The organism is Larkinella harenae, from assembly GCF_054780515.1.
In genome coordinates this window covers 958,759-974,887 of record NZ_BAAGWE010000002.1, presented here as the reverse complement: position 1 = coordinate 974,887, position 16,129 = coordinate 958,759, and the positions used below count along the sequence as shown (strand labels likewise).

At 51.3% G+C, this 16,129-nt stretch carries 16 protein-coding genes; 9 read left to right on the top strand and 7 right to left on the bottom strand.

Features of this window, described 5'->3' with window-relative positions; translation table 11 throughout:
* Window positions 1–76 precede the first annotated feature (76 nt).
* Window positions 77–1,171: an aldose epimerase family protein gene (locus ACYVH9_RS15315; RefSeq protein ID WP_460637237.1), complete on the top strand. Its 1,095-nt coding sequence runs from the start codon at window positions 77–79 to the stop codon at window positions 1,169–1,171.
* 28 nt (window positions 1,172–1,199) lie between these two features.
* Window positions 1,200–2,339 carry a cellulase family glycosylhydrolase gene (locus ACYVH9_RS15310; protein ID WP_460637236.1) on the top strand — a complete coding sequence of 380 codons (1,140 nt, stop codon included), beginning with the start codon at window positions 1,200–1,202 and terminating at the stop codon, window positions 2,337–2,339.
* 84 nt (window positions 2,340–2,423) lie between these two features.
* Here ACYVH9_RS15310 and ACYVH9_RS15305 read toward each other — a convergent pair whose 3' ends face one another.
* From ACYVH9_RS15305 to ACYVH9_RS15295, 3 genes are all read right to left on the bottom strand, one after another.
* Complete coding sequence (locus ACYVH9_RS15305; protein ID WP_460637235.1) at window positions 2,424–2,753, bottom strand: hypothetical protein; 330 nt, start codon at window positions 2,751–2,753, stop codon at window positions 2,424–2,426.
* 127 nt (window positions 2,754–2,880) lie between these two features.
* Window positions 2,881–4,092, bottom strand: a complete 1,212-nt coding sequence (locus ACYVH9_RS15300) for an alpha/beta hydrolase family protein (RefSeq protein WP_460637234.1) — start codon at window positions 4,090–4,092, stop codon at window positions 2,881–2,883.
* Window positions 4,093–4,190: 98 nt separating this feature from the next.
* Window positions 4,191–6,662: a S9 family peptidase gene (locus tag ACYVH9_RS15295; RefSeq protein ID WP_460637233.1), complete on the bottom strand. Its 2,472-nt coding sequence runs from the start codon at window positions 6,660–6,662 to the stop codon at window positions 4,191–4,193.
* 129 nt (window positions 6,663–6,791) lie between these two features.
* On the opposite strand from ACYVH9_RS15295, the gene ACYVH9_RS15290 reads away from it, so the two are divergent.
* The 7 genes from ACYVH9_RS15290 to ACYVH9_RS15260 all read left to right on the top strand — a co-directional run bounded on the left by ACYVH9_RS15290 (window position 6,792) and on the right by ACYVH9_RS15260 (window position 12,260).
* Entirely contained in the window at window positions 6,792–7,079 is a 288-nt protein-coding gene (locus tag ACYVH9_RS15290; protein WP_460637232.1) for a YciI family protein, read from the top strand.
* A gap of 102 nt (window positions 7,080–7,181) precedes the next feature.
* Entirely contained in the window at window positions 7,182–7,862 is a 681-nt protein-coding gene (gene hxpB, locus ACYVH9_RS15285; protein ID WP_460637231.1) for a hexitol phosphatase HxpB, read from the top strand.
* Window positions 7,863–7,885: 23 nt separating this feature from the next.
* Window positions 7,886–8,692, top strand: coding sequence for a PhzF family phenazine biosynthesis protein (locus ACYVH9_RS15280; RefSeq protein WP_460637230.1), 807 nt, complete (start codon window positions 7,886–7,888; stop codon window positions 8,690–8,692).
* 339 nt (window positions 8,693–9,031) lie between these two features.
* Entirely contained in the window at window positions 9,032–9,487 is a 456-nt protein-coding gene (locus tag ACYVH9_RS15275; protein ID WP_460637229.1) for a GNAT family N-acetyltransferase, read from the top strand.
* 55 nt (window positions 9,488–9,542) lie between these two features.
* Window positions 9,543–10,691 (top strand): radical SAM family heme chaperone HemW, encoded by a 1,149-nt coding sequence (hemW, locus tag ACYVH9_RS15270; RefSeq protein ID WP_460637597.1) that lies wholly within the window; start codon window positions 9,543–9,545, stop codon window positions 10,689–10,691.
* Window positions 10,692–10,782: 91 nt separating this feature from the next.
* Entirely contained in the window at window positions 10,783–11,583 is an 801-nt protein-coding gene (gene mtgA, locus ACYVH9_RS15265) for a monofunctional biosynthetic peptidoglycan transglycosylase (RefSeq protein WP_460637228.1), read from the top strand.
* Between the two features lie 137 nt (window positions 11,584–11,720).
* Entirely contained in the window at window positions 11,721–12,260 is a 540-nt protein-coding gene (locus ACYVH9_RS15260) for a response regulator (protein ID WP_460637227.1), read from the top strand.
* Window positions 12,261–12,264: 4 nt separating this feature from the next.
* Here the strand turns inward: ACYVH9_RS15260 and ACYVH9_RS15255 are convergent, their stop codons facing one another.
* The 4 genes from ACYVH9_RS15255 to ACYVH9_RS15240 are packed head-to-tail and all read right to left on the bottom strand — an operon-like array spanning window position 12,265 to window position 16,113.
* Entirely contained in the window at window positions 12,265–12,594 is a 330-nt protein-coding gene (locus tag ACYVH9_RS15255; protein WP_460637226.1) for an MGMT family protein, read from the bottom strand.
* A 12-nt stretch (window positions 12,595–12,606) separates the two neighbouring features.
* On the bottom strand, window positions 12,607–13,170 hold the full coding sequence (locus tag ACYVH9_RS15250; protein ID WP_460637225.1) for a DUF3109 family protein: 564 nt from the start codon (window positions 13,168–13,170) through the stop codon (window positions 12,607–12,609).
* Window positions 13,171–13,176: 6 nt separating this feature from the next.
* Window positions 13,177–15,441: a LysM peptidoglycan-binding domain-containing protein gene (locus ACYVH9_RS15245; RefSeq protein ID WP_460637224.1), complete on the bottom strand. Its 2,265-nt coding sequence runs from the start codon at window positions 15,439–15,441 to the stop codon at window positions 13,177–13,179.
* A 6-nt stretch (window positions 15,442–15,447) separates the two neighbouring features.
* Window positions 15,448–16,113, bottom strand: a complete 666-nt coding sequence (locus ACYVH9_RS15240) for an O-methyltransferase (protein WP_460637223.1) — start codon at window positions 16,111–16,113, stop codon at window positions 15,448–15,450.
* Between the last annotated feature and the right edge of the window lie 16 nt (window positions 16,114–16,129).

The window sequence follows — 16,129 nt, the reverse complement described above, 5'->3', positions numbered from 1 at the left end:
ATATATTCTCTCCGCCGTCCTGCTGGGCATGCTGGTCGGTTGTAATAACTCTCAAAAGCAACAAGAATCCTCAACTATGTCGGATAGTACAAGCACAGCGGCCGCTGATTCTGCCAGTGGTTTACCCGAACGATCGCGTTTTCAGAAAGAGGTCGATGGCAAATCCAATGATTTATACGTCTTGACCAATGCCAAGGGCATGAAGGTCGCCATCACCAATTACGGCGGACGGATTGTAAGTATCCTGGTTCCGGATAAAACCGGTAAGATGGTGGATGTGAACCTGGGCCACAGCAGCATTGATGATTACCTGGCGAATGAATCGTTCTTCGGCACACTGGTCGGACGGTACGGAAATCGGATCGCCAAAGGTCAGTTTACGCTCGATGGCAAAACGTACAAGCTGGCCACGAACAACGGTCCGAATTCGTTGCACGGCGGCAAAAAAGGCTTTAACGCCCGAATGTGGGAAGCTACACCGGCCGGAAACAACAGCCTAAAACTGCGTTATGTCTCGCTCGATGGGGAAGAAAATTACCCCGGAACGCTGACTGTTGACGTCACTTACACCCTGACCGATGATAACGGTATCCGGATTGACTATCAGGCTACAACGGACAAAGCCACCGTTGTCAACCTGACCAACCACGCGTACTTCAACCTGAACGGCGAAGGGGCCGGCTCGGTTGCCGACCACCTGATCCAGATCAATGCTGACCGCTACACACCGGTAGATGCCACCCTGATCCCGACGGGTGAGCTGGCACCCGTGGCCGGAACACCGTTTGATCTGCGCAAACCGGTAGCTATTGGCGAGCGTCAGGATGCTGACCATCCGCAGATTAAAAACGGCGGAGGCTTCGATCATAATTTTGTGTTGAATGGTGGACAGACCGCCGAGCCGCGCCTGATTGCAACCGTCACATCTCCGCAAACGGGAATCAGCATGGACGTGTTGACAACCGAACCCGGTGTGCAGTTTTACGGTGGTAACTTCTTGAACGGGAAAGTAACGGGCAAAGCTGGAAAATCGTACGAAAAGCGGCATGCTTTCTGCCTGGAAACCCAGCATTTTCCCGATTCGCCTAATCAGTCAAAGTTTCCCAGCACGGTGCTGAAACCGGGCGAAACGTATAAAACCACCACAGAATACCGCTTTTCGGTGAAATAAATTTGTCGTTTGAACCTGCTGCTTCAGAATGAAATACAGAATAGAATTTAGCATAAAAACCGTATTGGTCGCACTCCTGACGGTCTGGTCTTTGACGGCGACAGCTCAGCAATGGACGGTGAAACAGGCTAATGACTGGTACAACCGCCAGCCCTGGCTGGTTGGGAGCAACTACATGCCGGCTACGGCCATCAACCAGCTGGAAATGTGGCAGGCCGAAAGTTTTGATCCGAAAACAATCGACAAAGAATTGGGCTATGCCGAAGGACTGGGCATGAATACCATGCGGGTTTTCCTGCACGATATGGTATGGCGTCAGGACGCTGCGGGTTTCAAAAAGCGGATTGACCAGTTTCTGGCCCTGTGCGCCAAGCACAAAATCAAACCGATGATGGTGTTGTTCGATTCGTGCTGGGATCCACAGCCGAAACTTGGCAAACAGCGCGAACCCATTTTGGGACGGCACAATTCAGGCTGGGTACAGGGCCCGGGTTCGGCTATCCTGAGCGACAAAAGCAAGTGGGAAAGTCTTCGTAGCTACGTGAAGGATATTGTCAGCACATTCCGCAATGACCAGCGAATTCTGGCCTGGGACATTGTGAACGAACCGGATAATGACAATGCCAACAGCTACGGTCGGAACGGCAAAATCAAAACCGAGTTACCCAACAAGGCCCAACTGGGCGTTGAACTGGTCAAGGCGGGTTTTGGCTGGGCGCGCGAAGCGAAACCAACGCAACCCATTACCGCCGGTCCCTGGAAAGGTGATTGGTCGTCGCTCGAAAAAATGGATGACATGAACCGGTTTCTGGTTCAAAACTCCGACGTCATCACGTTTCACAACTATGGCAAGCCCGAAGAATTTAAAAAACGGGTGCAGGATCTCCAGAAGTTTGGGCGACCCCTGATTTGTACGGAGTACATGGCACGTCCGGCGGGCAGCACATTTGAAGGTTTCCTGCCCATTGCGAAAACCGAAAAAGTAGGAATGATGAACTGGGGCTTTGTCTCCGGTAAGTCAAATACTATTTATCCGTGGGATTCGTGGCAGAAGCAATACACGGCTGAGCCGCCTGTCTGGTTCCACGATATCTTCCGCGAAAACGGCCAGCCCTATATTCCGGCTGAAACGGCGTTTATCAAGAAGATGACGGGTAAAAGGAATTAAAAAGCGAAAGGGAGAAGAAGAATCCAGGGAAGGTAATTACACTCCTCCCAAATTCTTTTTCTCCCTTTCAGTATTCAACTACTTTTAGTTTTCCTGCATTTTCTCGCCGGTTTCTTCTATTTTTTTACCGGTTTTGCGTTTGGCTTCACGGGCTTTTTGCTTCGTTTCTTTCGAGGTTTCCCGAATCTCGTCGCCCGCATCATCAGCGGCTTTATTTATTTTCTTCCCGGCTTTCTTCGCTTTCTGTTTTACTTCCTGCGAAGTTTCGCGCGTTTCGTCGGCAACATTATCGGCAGCCTTGTTTACGGCCTGGCCGGCATGGTGTGCGCTTTCTTTTGCTTCCTCTTTCACCGTCTGTGCATTGGCGGCAAACCCGAAGGTGACCAGCAATGCTGCTATCCACAATTTTTTCATGACTAATGGTTGGTATGATATATGAGTCTCCGCTTATAACCAGCTTGCGTGGTGAATTGTTGGGTAAAAAAACAAAAACCTTCCGGCTGCGGAAGGTTTTTGGTAAGAATTAGGCTAGCAGGTAGACTCACTGGAGGCTGCTAAATCTCAGAAACGTGTAGCTCAAATAGTCCATGACCGCCGTGCTGTGGTTTTTCCCGTCAAGTGGGGTTAATTCAACCGTTGCTGCCCCCCGGGCTTTCATGGCATCGTGGGCATCTTTGGAATTGAAATAAAACACCAGATTGTCGGCAGTTCCGTGGTACAGGTAAGTTGGCGTTTTCGGCTTCCAGTCGTGCACATCATTGTCCTTCACCGCATCCAGAAAACCTTTGTCAGTTCCGTCGTTGATCGCTTTCTTAAAACTATCGGTAAAGATGTCACTGATGCTGACATTGATATTGACGTTCGTACCGTTCTGGGCCACCTGCGACGCATACGGCTCTTTCAGGTAATAGCTCATCGGTTTGCCGAGCTTGTAAAGGGTGTTGTACGTCAGCATGGTCCACAGATACAGGCGATTATAAGTCGCAATGCCGTGCGTTTTTTCGTTGATGATGTACTTCATGAACGCGGATTTGTGGTAGGCACCCGCTCCGACGCTGGAAGCCACCAGGTTGAATTCCGACGGAAATTCTTCTTCAATCTTCTTTTGCAGCGCCATCGTCGCATAGCCCCCTTCGGAGTAGCCGGTCAAAAACAGACGCTCATCCCACTTAATATTATTTTTCTTGATAAACTCCTTCGTCGCCCGGAGCATATCAATTGAGGCTTTGGCCAACCCTTCGCGGTGTTCGTAAGTGTGCGGAACGTCCTTCGACTCACCGTAGCCGATGTAATCCGGACAAGCTAGAATAAAACCGGTTGAGGCAAACAACGTACCGCCAAAAGCGGCATCGCTGTTCGGGCCAAAATTGGACGGCGCATCGGCATCGCTCAGAATGGTGCCGTGTTGCTGGCTGAGCATGGGAACGGCGGTTGTAGACGATGGAACAATCACCGCACCTGATGCTTTGGTGGCCGTGCCATCGGGTAATTTGGTGTTATAAACCAGCTTGTAAACCTTTACATCGTTGCGCAGAAAACTTCCGATAAGAGCATTTAGCTGGGCCGGAAGCTGCTGACCAATTTGAGCTTGCAACTGTGCCCGGGTCAAGGAACGAACCTCAGAACTGCTGACCAGATAAGCATCCGGTTCGGGGTCCGGTTCGTTTCCGGGCGCGTTGGTCTTGCACCCCGACAGAAAGAGCGTGGTGGACAGGAGGAGTGACAGCAGAAACTCCTTGCGGTTAATGGTCATGCGAAAAAGTTGAGTGGAAAAAGGGTAAAAAAAGGGCGTTCCCGGTTTCGAAACGCCTATTTTTATAACAACGCTACATGGAGCTTAGTTCGTGCCCGTCAAAGCCGCTCTTCAAATAATTTGAGGATGCGCTTGTATTCATCCATCCAACTGGTTGGCTCAACAAAGGCGTGATCTTCAACGGGATACGAGGCAACTTCCCAGTTTTCTTTTCGCAGTTCGATCAGCCGCTGGGTGAGCCGAACAACATCCTGATAATGCACATTGACATCAACCATGCCGTGGCAGATCAGCAAGTGGCCTTTCAAACCATTTGCAAAATAAATTGGCGAACTGCGTCGGTAGGATAGGGTATCGGCGTAGGGTTCGTTCAGAATATTGGCCGTATACCCGTGGTTGTAGGCCGCCCAGTCGGTAACAGGACGTAGCGCGGCCCCGGCGGCAAACACATCAGGGGTGGTAAATAGGGCCATGAGTGTAATAAAACCGCCGTACGAACCGCCGTATAGGCCGATCCGTTTCGCGTCGACACCCTGCGTTTTGATGAGCCACTGAGCTGCATCCACGTTGTCGGTCAGGTCTTTTCCGCCCATGTGCCGGTAAATCCCCGTTCGCCAGTCGCGTCCGTAGCCCGCGCTGGCCCGGTAGTCGATATCCAGAACCGTATAGCCTTTGTCGGCCAGCAGGTTATGGAACATGTATTCGCGAAAATACTGACTCCACCACTTGTGGGCATTTTGCAGATACCCCGCTCCGTGCACAAACAGAACGGCTTTGCCATTAGGTTTGGCGGGTTTGTAAAGCCGTCCGTAAATAGTCTGCCCATCGCGGGCCGGAATAGTCACCAGTTCGGGGTCTCGCCAGGGATACGCCTTAAATTCCGGCGTTAGGGACTGTGTCAACTGAACCGGTTGCGTAGCATTTTCCGCTTTCTGTTGTTTTGTCTTCGTGGTCACGGCTTGATTGTCCATTACGTACAACTCCCACGGTTTGTTGCTGTAGGAATAGCGGATGGCCAGCTTGGTTTCGTCGGGCGAGAATGTCACATCGTTGGCACCGGTCATGGTGGTGAGTTTCACGCGCGCTCCGCCGTCGACGGTCATACGGTAAAAATGCTGCTCACCGGGGTGCACTTCATTGGTAGTCAGGTAGAAGTGTTTTTTATCGTTGGATAGCTGGATTTGCTGCACTTCAAATTTGCCTTTGGTAAGCTGCTTTTTCGCTCCCGTTTCGACATTGACGGTGTAAACATGGGAGTACCCATCTACCTCCGACAGGAAATACAACGTCTGGTTGTCAGCCAGAAAGCCCGTTGTTGCGATGGAAGCTCCAAAGCCGCCCACCCAGGCTTCGTCGCGTTGTCGATCCAGTACTTTAAGGGTCCGGGTCACCGGGTCGAGCCGCACAATCCAGCGGTCCTTGTTGTCGTGGGCACGGACGATGAGAACGGCGTATTTTCCGTCTTCCGACCAGATTGGCCCACTGATTGTAACGCTGCGCTCCGACGGTTTCTGACTTTTTTGGGTAGTGTCGGTGAGAGTCGTTCCACGGTTTGCCGGGTTGCGCCGGAAGCTACTGTCGGGAACGGGTGATGCTGCGGTTTGGCGGTAATCTGGCAGATCCGTAATACCGGGCAGCGTTTTGGTAGAAACCGCCTGGATGGTATCGCGTTGAATGTCATAAACATATAGCTCGGCGCTCGAAAATGGCGCTCCCACTTTGGTGCGGGTTGTGAGGTCTTCCGTAAACCCCGATTCGGTTACGTAGTTGGGAACAATGGCAGTTTTAGCTCCTTGCGCCGATTTAACGAGCGAAAAGGTGACAAACCGGCCGTCGGGGCTGAGTTGAGGGTTTTGCACGGTTTTGCCTTCCGTATAGAATTGTTTCGGACGCTTCGGCGGGCCATTTTTGGTGATTTTTTCGCCTTCGTCCTTCTTGGCTTTGCGCTCTTTCAGAACGTCAAACAAGGCTAGCTGATCGCGTCGGAGCCAGGCTTCCTGGTCATTGGCTTTTGGGTCGGCTTTTTTGGTTCCCGGATCGAGGTGGGTGAGTTGCGTCAATTTACCGGTTGCCAGTGTGATGGCAAACAGGTTATTTGCCCGCGTAAAAATGACTTTTTTCTCGTCACCGCTGAATGCAGGATTACTTTCCCGTTCTACGGTATTGGTGAGCTGACGCAGCGTGGATGAGTTATTTTTGCCGATTTTGCAGTCGAGTACAAAGAGGTCTCCGTCTTTTTCATACAGCTTACGGGTACGTGCACGGTTATACGTTCCGCCCGTAGCCGGAGGGAGAGCGGTTCGGTCGGCGGGAGAAACTTTAACGGGCTGACGATTGCCCGTCAGCGTTATTTTATACAGCGAATCCGCTTTGGCTTGCACCGGATTCCAGTTGAAATAAATGGTTTTCGAATCCTCCGCCCAGAAAATAGCGGAGGGCGATGTCCCAATCCACCCCTTGGGGTCCTGCATAATTTTTTCAACGGTAAGTTGGGGTGAAGTATTCGGGGGCATTTGGGCTGTTGCGGTGATACGTAGCAGGCAACCCAGGACAATTAAATGTTGTTTCATTGATGAGTGAGACGCTTGTTGGCTTTTCGATGATGAAATTAGCGAGAAAATGGGAAAAGGATTAGATTTGATCAGAAACAGAGGCAGTTTGTTGGTTTATGTACCCTTTTTTGAGAATTGATTGCACTTATGTTATACGTACTGCACGCTTATGATTACACGGATGATCAGGCAATAGATCGGCGTATGGCGGTTCGGCCAAGCCATTTTGAGGGAGCCCGCCGTTTAAAAGCCAGCCATCAGTTCATCCTGGGCGGTGCTTTGCTGGACCCCGACGGCAAAATGATTGGTTCGATGCTGCTGCTGGACTTTGATTCGGAAGAGCAGCTAAACGATTGGCTGAAAAATGAAGTTTATGTTACAAATAAAGTCTGGGAGCGGATCGACATAAAACCGTTTCGACAAGCGGACGTTTAAATTCCAAGGATTGGTTTACGGATTGCGGCATACGGGATGGCTCGTGCACGAATTCATAGTCAACTGCAAACCAAAAACCGTAAACAGCGTATAGTAAAAGAAATGATTCAAGCAGCGATATTTGACATGGACGGCCTGTTGGTCGATTCAGAGCCGTATTGGCGGGAGGTAGAAATTGAGGTATTTCGCACGGTTGGCCTGGAAATGGACGACGAAATGTGCAAACGAACGACAGGGTTACCGACGGATACCGTGGTTCGGTATTGGTACGAAAAACACCCGTGGAGTAACCGTACTCTGGAAGAAGTAAATACGGATATCATTCAGGGGGCGTATGACGCCATTGGCAGACATGCGGGACCGATGCCGGGTGTTCCGGAAGTGCTGGAGTTGTTTCGGCAGCAGGGTATTCCGATGGCCATTGCGTCGGCGTCGCCCATGCACTTGATTGAAGTGGTCATTGATCGGCTCAATATTCGACCGTATTTTACGGTTTGGCATTCGGCTACGCTGGAAAAACGCAACAAACCGCATCCAGACGTGTATTTGGGAGCCGCTACCAAACTGGGTGTCGATCCCCGGGCCTGCGTGGCGTTTGAAGATTCCGGTAATGGCCTGAAAGCCGCGCATGCCGCCGAGATGCTGACCGTGTCGGTACCAGCCGACTACGAATTCGATGACCCGAAGTTTGCGCTGGCAACGCTTAAAATTCCGTCTTTGAAAGAGTTTACCCTGTCCCGGTTGCGGGATCTAGAAAATCAACTGTCATTGGCAACTCGCTGACACCATCACACAACCTTATGCCCATGCGCCTTTATCAACTTGATGCGTTTACCGATCAGCTTTTTGGTGGCAATCCGGCGGCCGTTTGTCCGTTAACTGACTGGCTTCCCGACGAAACCATGCTGGCCATTGCGGCTGAAAATAACCTGGCTGAAACGGCTTTTTACGTACCGGTCGATCCGGCCAGTTCCCGCTACCACATTCGCTGGTTCACGCCCACGGTGGAGGTGGATTTGTGCGGTCATGCGACGCTGGCAACGGCCCACGTGATTTTTTCCCTCGAAAAAACGGAGGAAGGAGACTTTATTTCCTTTGACTCTCGGAGTGGGGTCCTGAACGTTCGGCGCGAAGCAGACTGGCTGATTCTGGACTTTCCAATTGATAGCACCCACATTGCCATTCAACCACCCGCGCTGGAAACGAGTCTGGGCGAGAGCAAGCCTATTGAGGTCCTGAAAGGAAAAACCGATTACCTGATTGTGTTTGAGGATGCCCAATCGATTCAGGAGATGCAGCCTGATTTCCGGGAGCTGGCCACCATTCCGGCGCGCGGCATCATTGTGACCGCTCCCGGTGACCCAACCGAAGAGAATCCGGTTGATTTCGTTTCCCGGTTTTTTGGTCCGCAATCAGGAATCGATGAAGATCCGGTAACGGGATCGGCGCACACCACCCTGATTCCGTACTGGGCGCAGAAGCTGGGCAAGACGGAGTTGACGGCGCGCCAGGTGTCCAAACGTGGAGGCTACCTGCGGTGCAAGCTGGTCGACGAGCGGGTCGAAATTGGCGGTCAGGTCAGGTTGTACATGAAGGGCGAATTTGAATTGTAGTTCTGAAGTTGGTGCCTTTTAGCAATCATTCGTGGAAAACAATATTTGTACTTATTCTAAATAAGCACTACTTTTGTTATGCCATGTTGAAAGCGCCATGAACGAAATACTTGAAAAATCGCCTGAATTTTCCTTATTGACAGATTCTTCCAAAGAATTGGGCTTCAATCCTTTTCTGGGTGACACCGACTGCGTGTTCAAAAAGTGTTGCAAAAAGTGGAAGAAGAAGGGGAAACACTGCAAAAAATGTCCCGATAAGTAAGCTGCTACACCAGTCAGAATACTTTTTTAGGACCGTTCGATAAGGTAATCGTAGCCGATTTGTACCAATTTTGCAGCATGCAAATTCGATATGAACGTTACAACGGGCTTCCTCCCGAACCCCTGCTCCGGGGCCTTATTGAAGTACATCAACGTATTTTTTCCGGACAGAAGCCGGAAGAGCTTCTTCAGGAATTTGAAGACGTTCGAACTCGGAGTCTACTGACGGAGATGGCCCTTGACGGACAAACCGTAGTGGGCTACAAAATGGGCTACCAGCGGAAACCGGGGCATTTCTACAGTTGGCTGGGTTGCGTGGATCCAGCGTACCGGCGGCAGGGTATTGCGGGCGAGCTGATGCACCGGCAGCACGACTGGTGCAAAAACAACGGATACCATACCATTCGAACACATACCCGGAACCAATGGCGTGATATGCTGATTCTGAACCTGCGGCACGGTTTTGACATCATTGGTACCATCGCTAACCCCAACAGCCATACCACACTGATTCTGGAGAAAAAACTCGATTAAGGGCGAAGAGTCGTGGTTGGGGAACTGGATGAGCGTAAGATTTGTAATGGGGCCGATGCATCTGTACGTTCATATTCCTTTTTGTAAACAAGCCTGCCATTACTGCGATTTTCATTTCAGTACGAGCCTGAAGCAGAAGAGTGCCCTGGTTGATGCACTTTGCCGGGAAATTGAGCTGCAAAAAACGTATTTGCCCACTCAGCACCTGGAAACTATTTATTTAGGAGGAGGAACGCCGTCGCTGTTGTCGGATGCCGAGCTTGGTCAGCTTTTTGAAACCATTCACCGGCATTACACCGTGGCACCAGATGCCGAAATCACGCTCGAAGCCAATCCGGATGATCTGATCGGGCCCCCATCGGATCCGTTGCGTCGATTGTACGCGTTTCGCCAATATGTCAATCGGTTGAGCATTGGTATTCAATCCTTTCATGAGCCTACGCTTCGTCTGATGAATCGGGCCCATTCGGCCACCGAAGCGGAGCGGTGCGTGGCACTGACGCAGGAAGCCGGGTTTAGCAACCTGACCATCGATTTGATATACGGTGTTCCAGCCGAAACGCACGAAACCTGGCAGGCTGATCTCACCAAAGCTCTGGCGCTCTCGGTGCCGCATATCTCGGCATATTGCCTCACTATTGAATCGGGTACGGTTTTTGGCAACTGGCTGAAAAAAGGGAAATTTCAGGCGGCCGAGGATGACTTTGCGGCTGAGCAGTTTGCCATGCTGGTAAAAACGCTGGCTGAGCACGGATACGAGCAGTATGAAATTTCGAATTTTGCGCAGTCGGGCTGGGAAGCCCGGCACAACAGTAGTTACTGGAAGCAACGCCCTTACCTCGGTATCGGCCCGAGTGCGCACTCGTTCAATGGACGAAGCCGTCAGTACAATGTTGCCAACAATGCGCAGTATATTAGGGCTATCAGCCAGGGCGAAATTCCCGGGACAGTTGAGGTGTTGTCGCGTGCTGACCGGGTGAATGAATACCTGCTGACCGGTTTGCGAACCAAATGGGGGTGCGATCTGCACGAATTGACGGTTTTAGCCGGAACCAGTTTTGAGGCTTTACAGCAGACCGAATTACAGAACTTATACCAGTTGGGCTGGCTCTCGTGCGAAAACCGTACGCTAACTTTAACCGAATCGGGTAAGCTCTTTGCCGACCGCGTGGCTGCGGAACTCTTTGTAAATGATGGGTTATAGATGCCGAATGGTGAGTGAGGAACAATGAAGGAACCGGTTTCAACAAAAATCATCCTTCACAACTCATCATTCCTCATTAGTTTTACGTTACATGAATACTCCTCGTCCGGTTAATCGCTTGCGTTCGTCAACTCCTCATCCGATTCCTCCCCGTTCGGGGCGCTCCCTGCGCGCTGGTAGTGCCATTCGCCAGCTTCCGTGGCTGGAAACGGCGGCTCGTTTCGTGGTCAAACTGATTCTGTTTTTGTTTTTAACCTCGCTGGGTTGGGTGGTTTTATTGAAATACCTACCGGTTTCGATCACACCCCTGATGATTTCGCGAAAACTGGAAGCCGCGTCGGAGAATCAGGATAGCAAGCTATACAAAGACTGGACATCCTACGACGAAATTTCCAAAGAAGTGGCTCTGGCGGTGGTTGCATCGGAGGATCAGGCATTCCCCACCCACTGGGGTTTTGATTTTGACGAAATTCAGGATGCCATCAAGGAAAACCAGCGCCGGAAACGGCCACGGGGGGCCAGTACCATTTCCCAGCAGGTGGCCAAAAACGTGTTTCTCTGGAATGGACGTAGCTACGTCCGGAAAGGCCTCGAAGTCTATTTTACGTTTCTAATTGAGTTGATCTGGGGAAAAAAACGCATTCTGGAAGTTTACCTGAACGTGGCCGAAACTGGCCCGTTAACGTTTGGGGTTGAAGCCGCTTCCCAACGTTATTACGGTCACTCTTCCCAGACACTTACCCGCCCGGAAGCTGCCCGCATTGCTGCTGTGTTGCCCAATCCCCGCCTGTTCTCGATTAAAAAACCGTCGGCTTATATCCAGAAACGTACTCGTCAGATCAGCCGTCAGATGCGGTATCTGGGAGGGCGCAAGTACCTGGATAATTTGTGAAATGGTTGAAATAATTGTATTTTTAGTTCAAAACAAACTGGAACTGGGACGGTTATTAAGTAAAGGCATTTCTAACAAATAGGTTAGTGAATCCTTGAGAACAATCGCATTTGGTTGGTTCGATATTTCATTATCCAGTGAGTTACGCCTTTTTGTTTCTACTAATCGGTTTTACGCCCCTGAACGATCATACGATAATGCCACAATCGGCCAGATATTTGAACACCCCTTCTTTACAACGCAAAATTTCGGTCTTTATCGTTGATGATGACGAAGACGACCGCCAGTTCATACTTCGGGCTTTCCAGAATATCGGGTCCAAGTATCAGGTCATTCAATTTGAGGATGGCGATCAGTTGATGCAAAGTCTGCTTAGTAAGGAAGGTGCCACTGAAGACGTAACCAAATGTGGCTTGATTATTCTGGATGTTAATATGCACCGGATCAGCGGCATTGAAGTATTGGAAGCCATCAAAACCAACCCGGCATTGAAACACATTCCGACGGTGATGTTATCTACTTCCATTGAGGAAGATCTGGTGCAGAAAGCCTATAGCTTGGGGGCAAACGGTTATTTGCAGAAGCCAAATCTGATGGACGATTATAATCACCTGGTGATCAGTATGCAAACCTGCTTTCTGGAAGTGCCCAGTCTGCGTTGGTCTCAGCTCCTTTGATGCCTTACTGCAGGAGTTCGGTGGAAGGGTCCCAGAGTACCTGATCAAACTGCTCAACCTGATCGTCTTTTACCGTCACTCCTTCGGCTGCCAGCAAATCCTGCATGGCGGTTGGGCTGCCAAAAAAATGTTTGCCCGATAAGACCCCAATGCGGTTTACAACCCGGTGGGCCGGTACGTCGTGGCCGTGTGCGGCATTCATGGCCCAGCCTACCATGCGTGCTCCCGCCTGTAAACTGAGGTAACGGGCAATCGCTCCGTAGGTAGTTACGCGGCCCGGCGGAATAAGCCGGACCACGTCGTAAACATCTGCAAAGTAATCGCGCTGGGCCATCCAAAATCACTATTACTTGTTTTCGATCTCCTGCACCAGCTCGCCGTACCACTTAGGTCCGTACATTCGGATCAGGGGTTCTTTCAGAAACTTGTACACTTGAACACCCAACTGTTCGCCAAAACCGCAGGCCGGGCTGCAAATGGGCCAGCGGTCATAATTGAGCGCGTGAAAACTATCGTATTTGGTGATACGGATTGGATAAAGGTGGCACGAAATCGGTTTCTTAAACTCAACTTTTCCGTCGTTGTAAGCCTCCTCAATACCGCATTTCAAAATACCCCGTTCATTGTAAGTGGCAAAAACGCATTCACGGCCGTCAATGGTAGTCGTTACAAAACCGTCGTCACCGTCGGATTCGTACATGCCTTGTTTTTCAATGGCTTTAACGCCTTCCGGCATCAGGTACGGTTTTACCTGCGGATAAATATCCTCCAAAACCGCCAACTCTGACTCTTCCAGCGGAGCTCCCATATCACCTTCCACGCAGCAGGCTCCTTTGCACTTTTCGAGATTACAGACAAAAAACTTCTCGGCTACGTCATCACTGATGCAAGTATTGTCGATGAGAATCATGTACGCTTATTTCTTAATTATTTTCAATTGCTGACCCACATTAACACCACCAGATGATAGCTGGTTCCAGGTCTGAATCTGCTCAACCGTTACGTCGTACTGTTTTGAGATCCGGTACAGGGTTTCGCCTTTCTGAACGGTATGGTACAAAATCTCTTCCGATACCTTCGTATCCGCCGAGCGACTGTTGTTGGTGCTGACAGCGGCCGGGGCGGAGCTTGAAGCCCCGTTTTCTGACTTAATGGTTAGGTGTTGTCCAACCGCCAGTTTGTCGTTCTGGGTCAGGTTGTTCCAGGCGAGCAGATCATTGACGGATACACCATACAGCCGTGAAATGCTATAATAGGTTTGCCCGGGTTCCACTTTGTGGGTCAACGAACGGGAACTGGCGGGGCGGCTGGTCGTGGGCGTTACCGACGTAGAACGGCTTGTACTGGAAGTTATCTCCGTCGACGGGGATTCACTCACTGGACGCCGGGCACTGGCGGTTGCCGGGGCCGACTCGACGGGTTTGCGCGCGGGTTGGCGGCTTGCCGTAGTCGAGGGCGAAGACGTTTGGGTCGGAGTTGGCCCCCAATCTGAATCGCTTGCATTCGCTTTTTCTGGCCGAACAATCACCACACGTTGCGTCGAGCCGCTGGTTTGCGTGGTAACCGTGGCAGGTTCTACCGGGGCAGAGGAAGGCTCGGGAGCCGGGCTGGTTACGGGTTCTGCGGGCTGGCTGTTGGCTGCTACCTGCGGACTTGTGTTTGCCGGAGCGGGTGCATCTTTCGATTCTACCAGCTTGGGCGTGTACCGTTTCCGCTCCGAAGCATTTCGGGGAATGGTGTTGGCGGGCCGTTCCGCAGACGACGATTGGCTCAAGCGGGAATCATCCGCGCTGGGTTGCGATGCAATGGGGCTCGACGTCGGTGCGGGTGCGGGATTGGTCGGCGTTTTGATGATTTCAACCGGTTTATTACCCGGACGCCGTTCGCGTAACCACATCACCCGACCCACCTGCAACCGGTCAGAACGGTCGATGCGGTTGTAACGCAGCAGTTTTTTCAGGCGGAGCCCGTACATGTGCGAAATACTGCGGACGGTTTCGCCCACCTGTACCGTGTGGTAAGGAACCGTTGCTTTCCGCATTTTTTTCGACAGGTAATAGACTTCATTTTCCGTAATCGGATCACGGTCAGTCAGGTCGTTATAACGTAGGAAACTCGAAACACTGATCCGGGCTTTTCGTGCCAGCGTCGCAGCATTGTCGCCTGCCAGCGCCTGGATACCCGGTAACCCGTTAATTTCGTACAGAACCACATCCGGTTTGCCACGCGAGTAGTTCACCTTCCGCAGAATAGGAAAGCCCGTATCAAATTTGGCGGCTACGGGTGCTTTCGGCGGAAGAGCGGGCGCGGGTTTGGTTTGTTTTACGTAACGGCGGAGTGCAGCGGCCTGGTCACCTGTGGCCGGAATGGCCAGTACGTACTCCTTATCGGCCGGAATGTCATCACCCAGAATCCAGCGGTTGTATTTGCGAAGCTCTATTTCATTGATGTTGAGGTCACTGGCAATTTGGTTGACCTTTTTTCCACTGCCGTGTGGGTACTCCACCAGGGTCAGTACATTGCTGGAGCGGTAGTCAGGTAAGGCGCTTTCCAGGGCAAATTTGTGCGCAAAAAACCGAAGGATGTACCGATCCGTTTTTTCATTCAAGGTTACTTCTCTGGCATACGCCCAATCGGGCGGTACGAGTTTGCTGATACCCGTGGTACCCAGGTAATACGAATACAGCGAAGAAACCCAGTTGTTGTATACCGTATTGTTGCGTTTGAAATAGCGAGCAGCGCCACGGGTGGAGGCCACGATGCTTTTGCGTTCGTCCACTTCGTCGTCGACGCGCATGCCGTGGTCCGTGGCAGTTTCTTTTTTGAACTGCCAGTAGCCAACGGCTGTCGAAGCCGAGACGGCATCGGGCGTGAGCGAGCTTTCCTGCACCGCCAGGTATTTTAAATCGACCGGCACTTCTTCTTCCAGCAAAATGGATTCGATGAGCGGAAAATAAAGTAGGACTCGGTCGAGCTTGGCATCCCAGTATTTCTTATTCGACTGGATCAACGCCATCATATCTTGTTTGATAATCCGCCGGGCCCCTTCATCGAAACGGACGTTCAGGTCCGCAAAACGAACCGAGTTGGGCACATCGGCAGGAACCGGCGGATAGCCGGCAAAAAGGAGGGAAGAGCTAACGAAAAGAAGGAGAGAGAGAAGGGATAATCTCTTTTTCATACGCTGTTATTGTTTGTAAATCATCATTATTCCATCCCGAACCGGCAGCAGAATCTGCTCAACTCGTGGATCTTCACTCACTTTGCGGTTAAAATCAAGCACAGCCTGCGTGTCTTTGTCAGCCCGTCGTTTGGCTGCGGTTCGTCCGTTGCCAATTGGGCGGACGACCTTCCCGCTCCACAGCACATTATCAGCTAAAATGATGCCACCGGTTCGCACTTTGTCGAAAACCAGATCGTAATACAAACTGTAGTTTTCTTTGTCGGCATCGATGAACACCAGATCGAACGGCCCGTCGAGGGTGGGGATCAGTTCAACGGCCTTGCCTAGTCGTAAATCGATGAGATGCCCAACGGGCGATTGATTCCAGTGCGAACGGGCGAAGTCTTCCAGTTCGTCGTCTTTTTCAAGGGTAATAAGCGTTCCGTCGCTGCTCATTCCCTCGGCCAGGCAAAGGGCCGAATAGCCGGTAAATGTTCCAATTTCGAGAATCCGCCGGGGGCGGAGCATGCGGGAAATCATCGACAGAAACCGCCCCTGCATATGCCCCGACAACATTCGGGGATAGAGCATCCGGGCGTTGGTGTTCCGGTTGAGTTGACGCAATAGCTCGCTTTCGGGGGAGGTATGCGCTTCGGAATAAGCTAAAATATCAGGTGGCAAAAAATCCATGCCTGTTTACGGGGGT

Bases quoted from the DNA above. Each gene is read 5' to 3' on its own strand.
- ACYVH9_RS15255 (WP_460637226.1), bottom strand. From the start codon at position 12,594: ATGGCCCAGCGCGATTACTTTGCAGATGTTTACGACGTGGTCCGGCTT.
- ACYVH9_RS15245 (WP_460637224.1), bottom strand. From the start codon at position 15,441: ATGAAAAAGAGATTATCCCTTCTCTCTCTCCTTCTTTTCGTTAGCTCT.
- ACYVH9_RS15300 (WP_460637234.1), bottom strand. From the start codon at position 4,092: ATGACCATTAACCGCAAGGAGTTTCTGCTGTCACTCCTCCTGTCCACC.
- hxpB (WP_460637231.1), top strand. From the start codon at position 7,182: ATGATTCAAGCAGCGATATTTGACATGGACGGCCTGTTGGTCGATTCA.
- ACYVH9_RS15240 (WP_460637223.1), bottom strand. From the start codon at position 16,113: ATGGATTTTTTGCCACCTGATATTTTAGCTTATTCCGAAGCGCATACC.
- ACYVH9_RS15305 (WP_460637235.1), bottom strand. From the start codon at position 2,753: ATGAAAAAATTGTGGATAGCAGCATTGCTGGTCACCTTCGGGTTTGCC.
- ACYVH9_RS15290 (WP_460637232.1), top strand. From the start codon at position 6,792: ATGTTATACGTACTGCACGCTTATGATTACACGGATGATCAGGCAATA.
- ACYVH9_RS15310 (WP_460637236.1), top strand. From the start codon at position 1,200: ATGAAATACAGAATAGAATTTAGCATAAAAACCGTATTGGTCGCACTC.
- ACYVH9_RS15315 (WP_460637237.1), top strand. From the start codon at position 77: ATGTCGGATAGTACAAGCACAGCGGCCGCTGATTCTGCCAGTGGTTTA.
- mtgA (WP_460637228.1), top strand. From the start codon at position 10,783: ATGAATACTCCTCGTCCGGTTAATCGCTTGCGTTCGTCAACTCCTCAT.
- hemW (WP_460637597.1), top strand. From the start codon at position 9,543: ATGCATCTGTACGTTCATATTCCTTTTTGTAAACAAGCCTGCCATTAC.
- ACYVH9_RS15280 (WP_460637230.1), top strand. From the start codon at position 7,886: ATGCGCCTTTATCAACTTGATGCGTTTACCGATCAGCTTTTTGGTGGC.
- ACYVH9_RS15295 (WP_460637233.1), bottom strand. From the start codon at position 6,662: ATGAAACAACATTTAATTGTCCTGGGTTGCCTGCTACGTATCACCGCA.
- ACYVH9_RS15275 (WP_460637229.1), top strand. From the start codon at position 9,032: ATGCAAATTCGATATGAACGTTACAACGGGCTTCCTCCCGAACCCCTG.
- ACYVH9_RS15250 (WP_460637225.1), bottom strand. From the start codon at position 13,170: ATGATTCTCATCGACAATACTTGCATCAGTGATGACGTAGCCGAGAAG.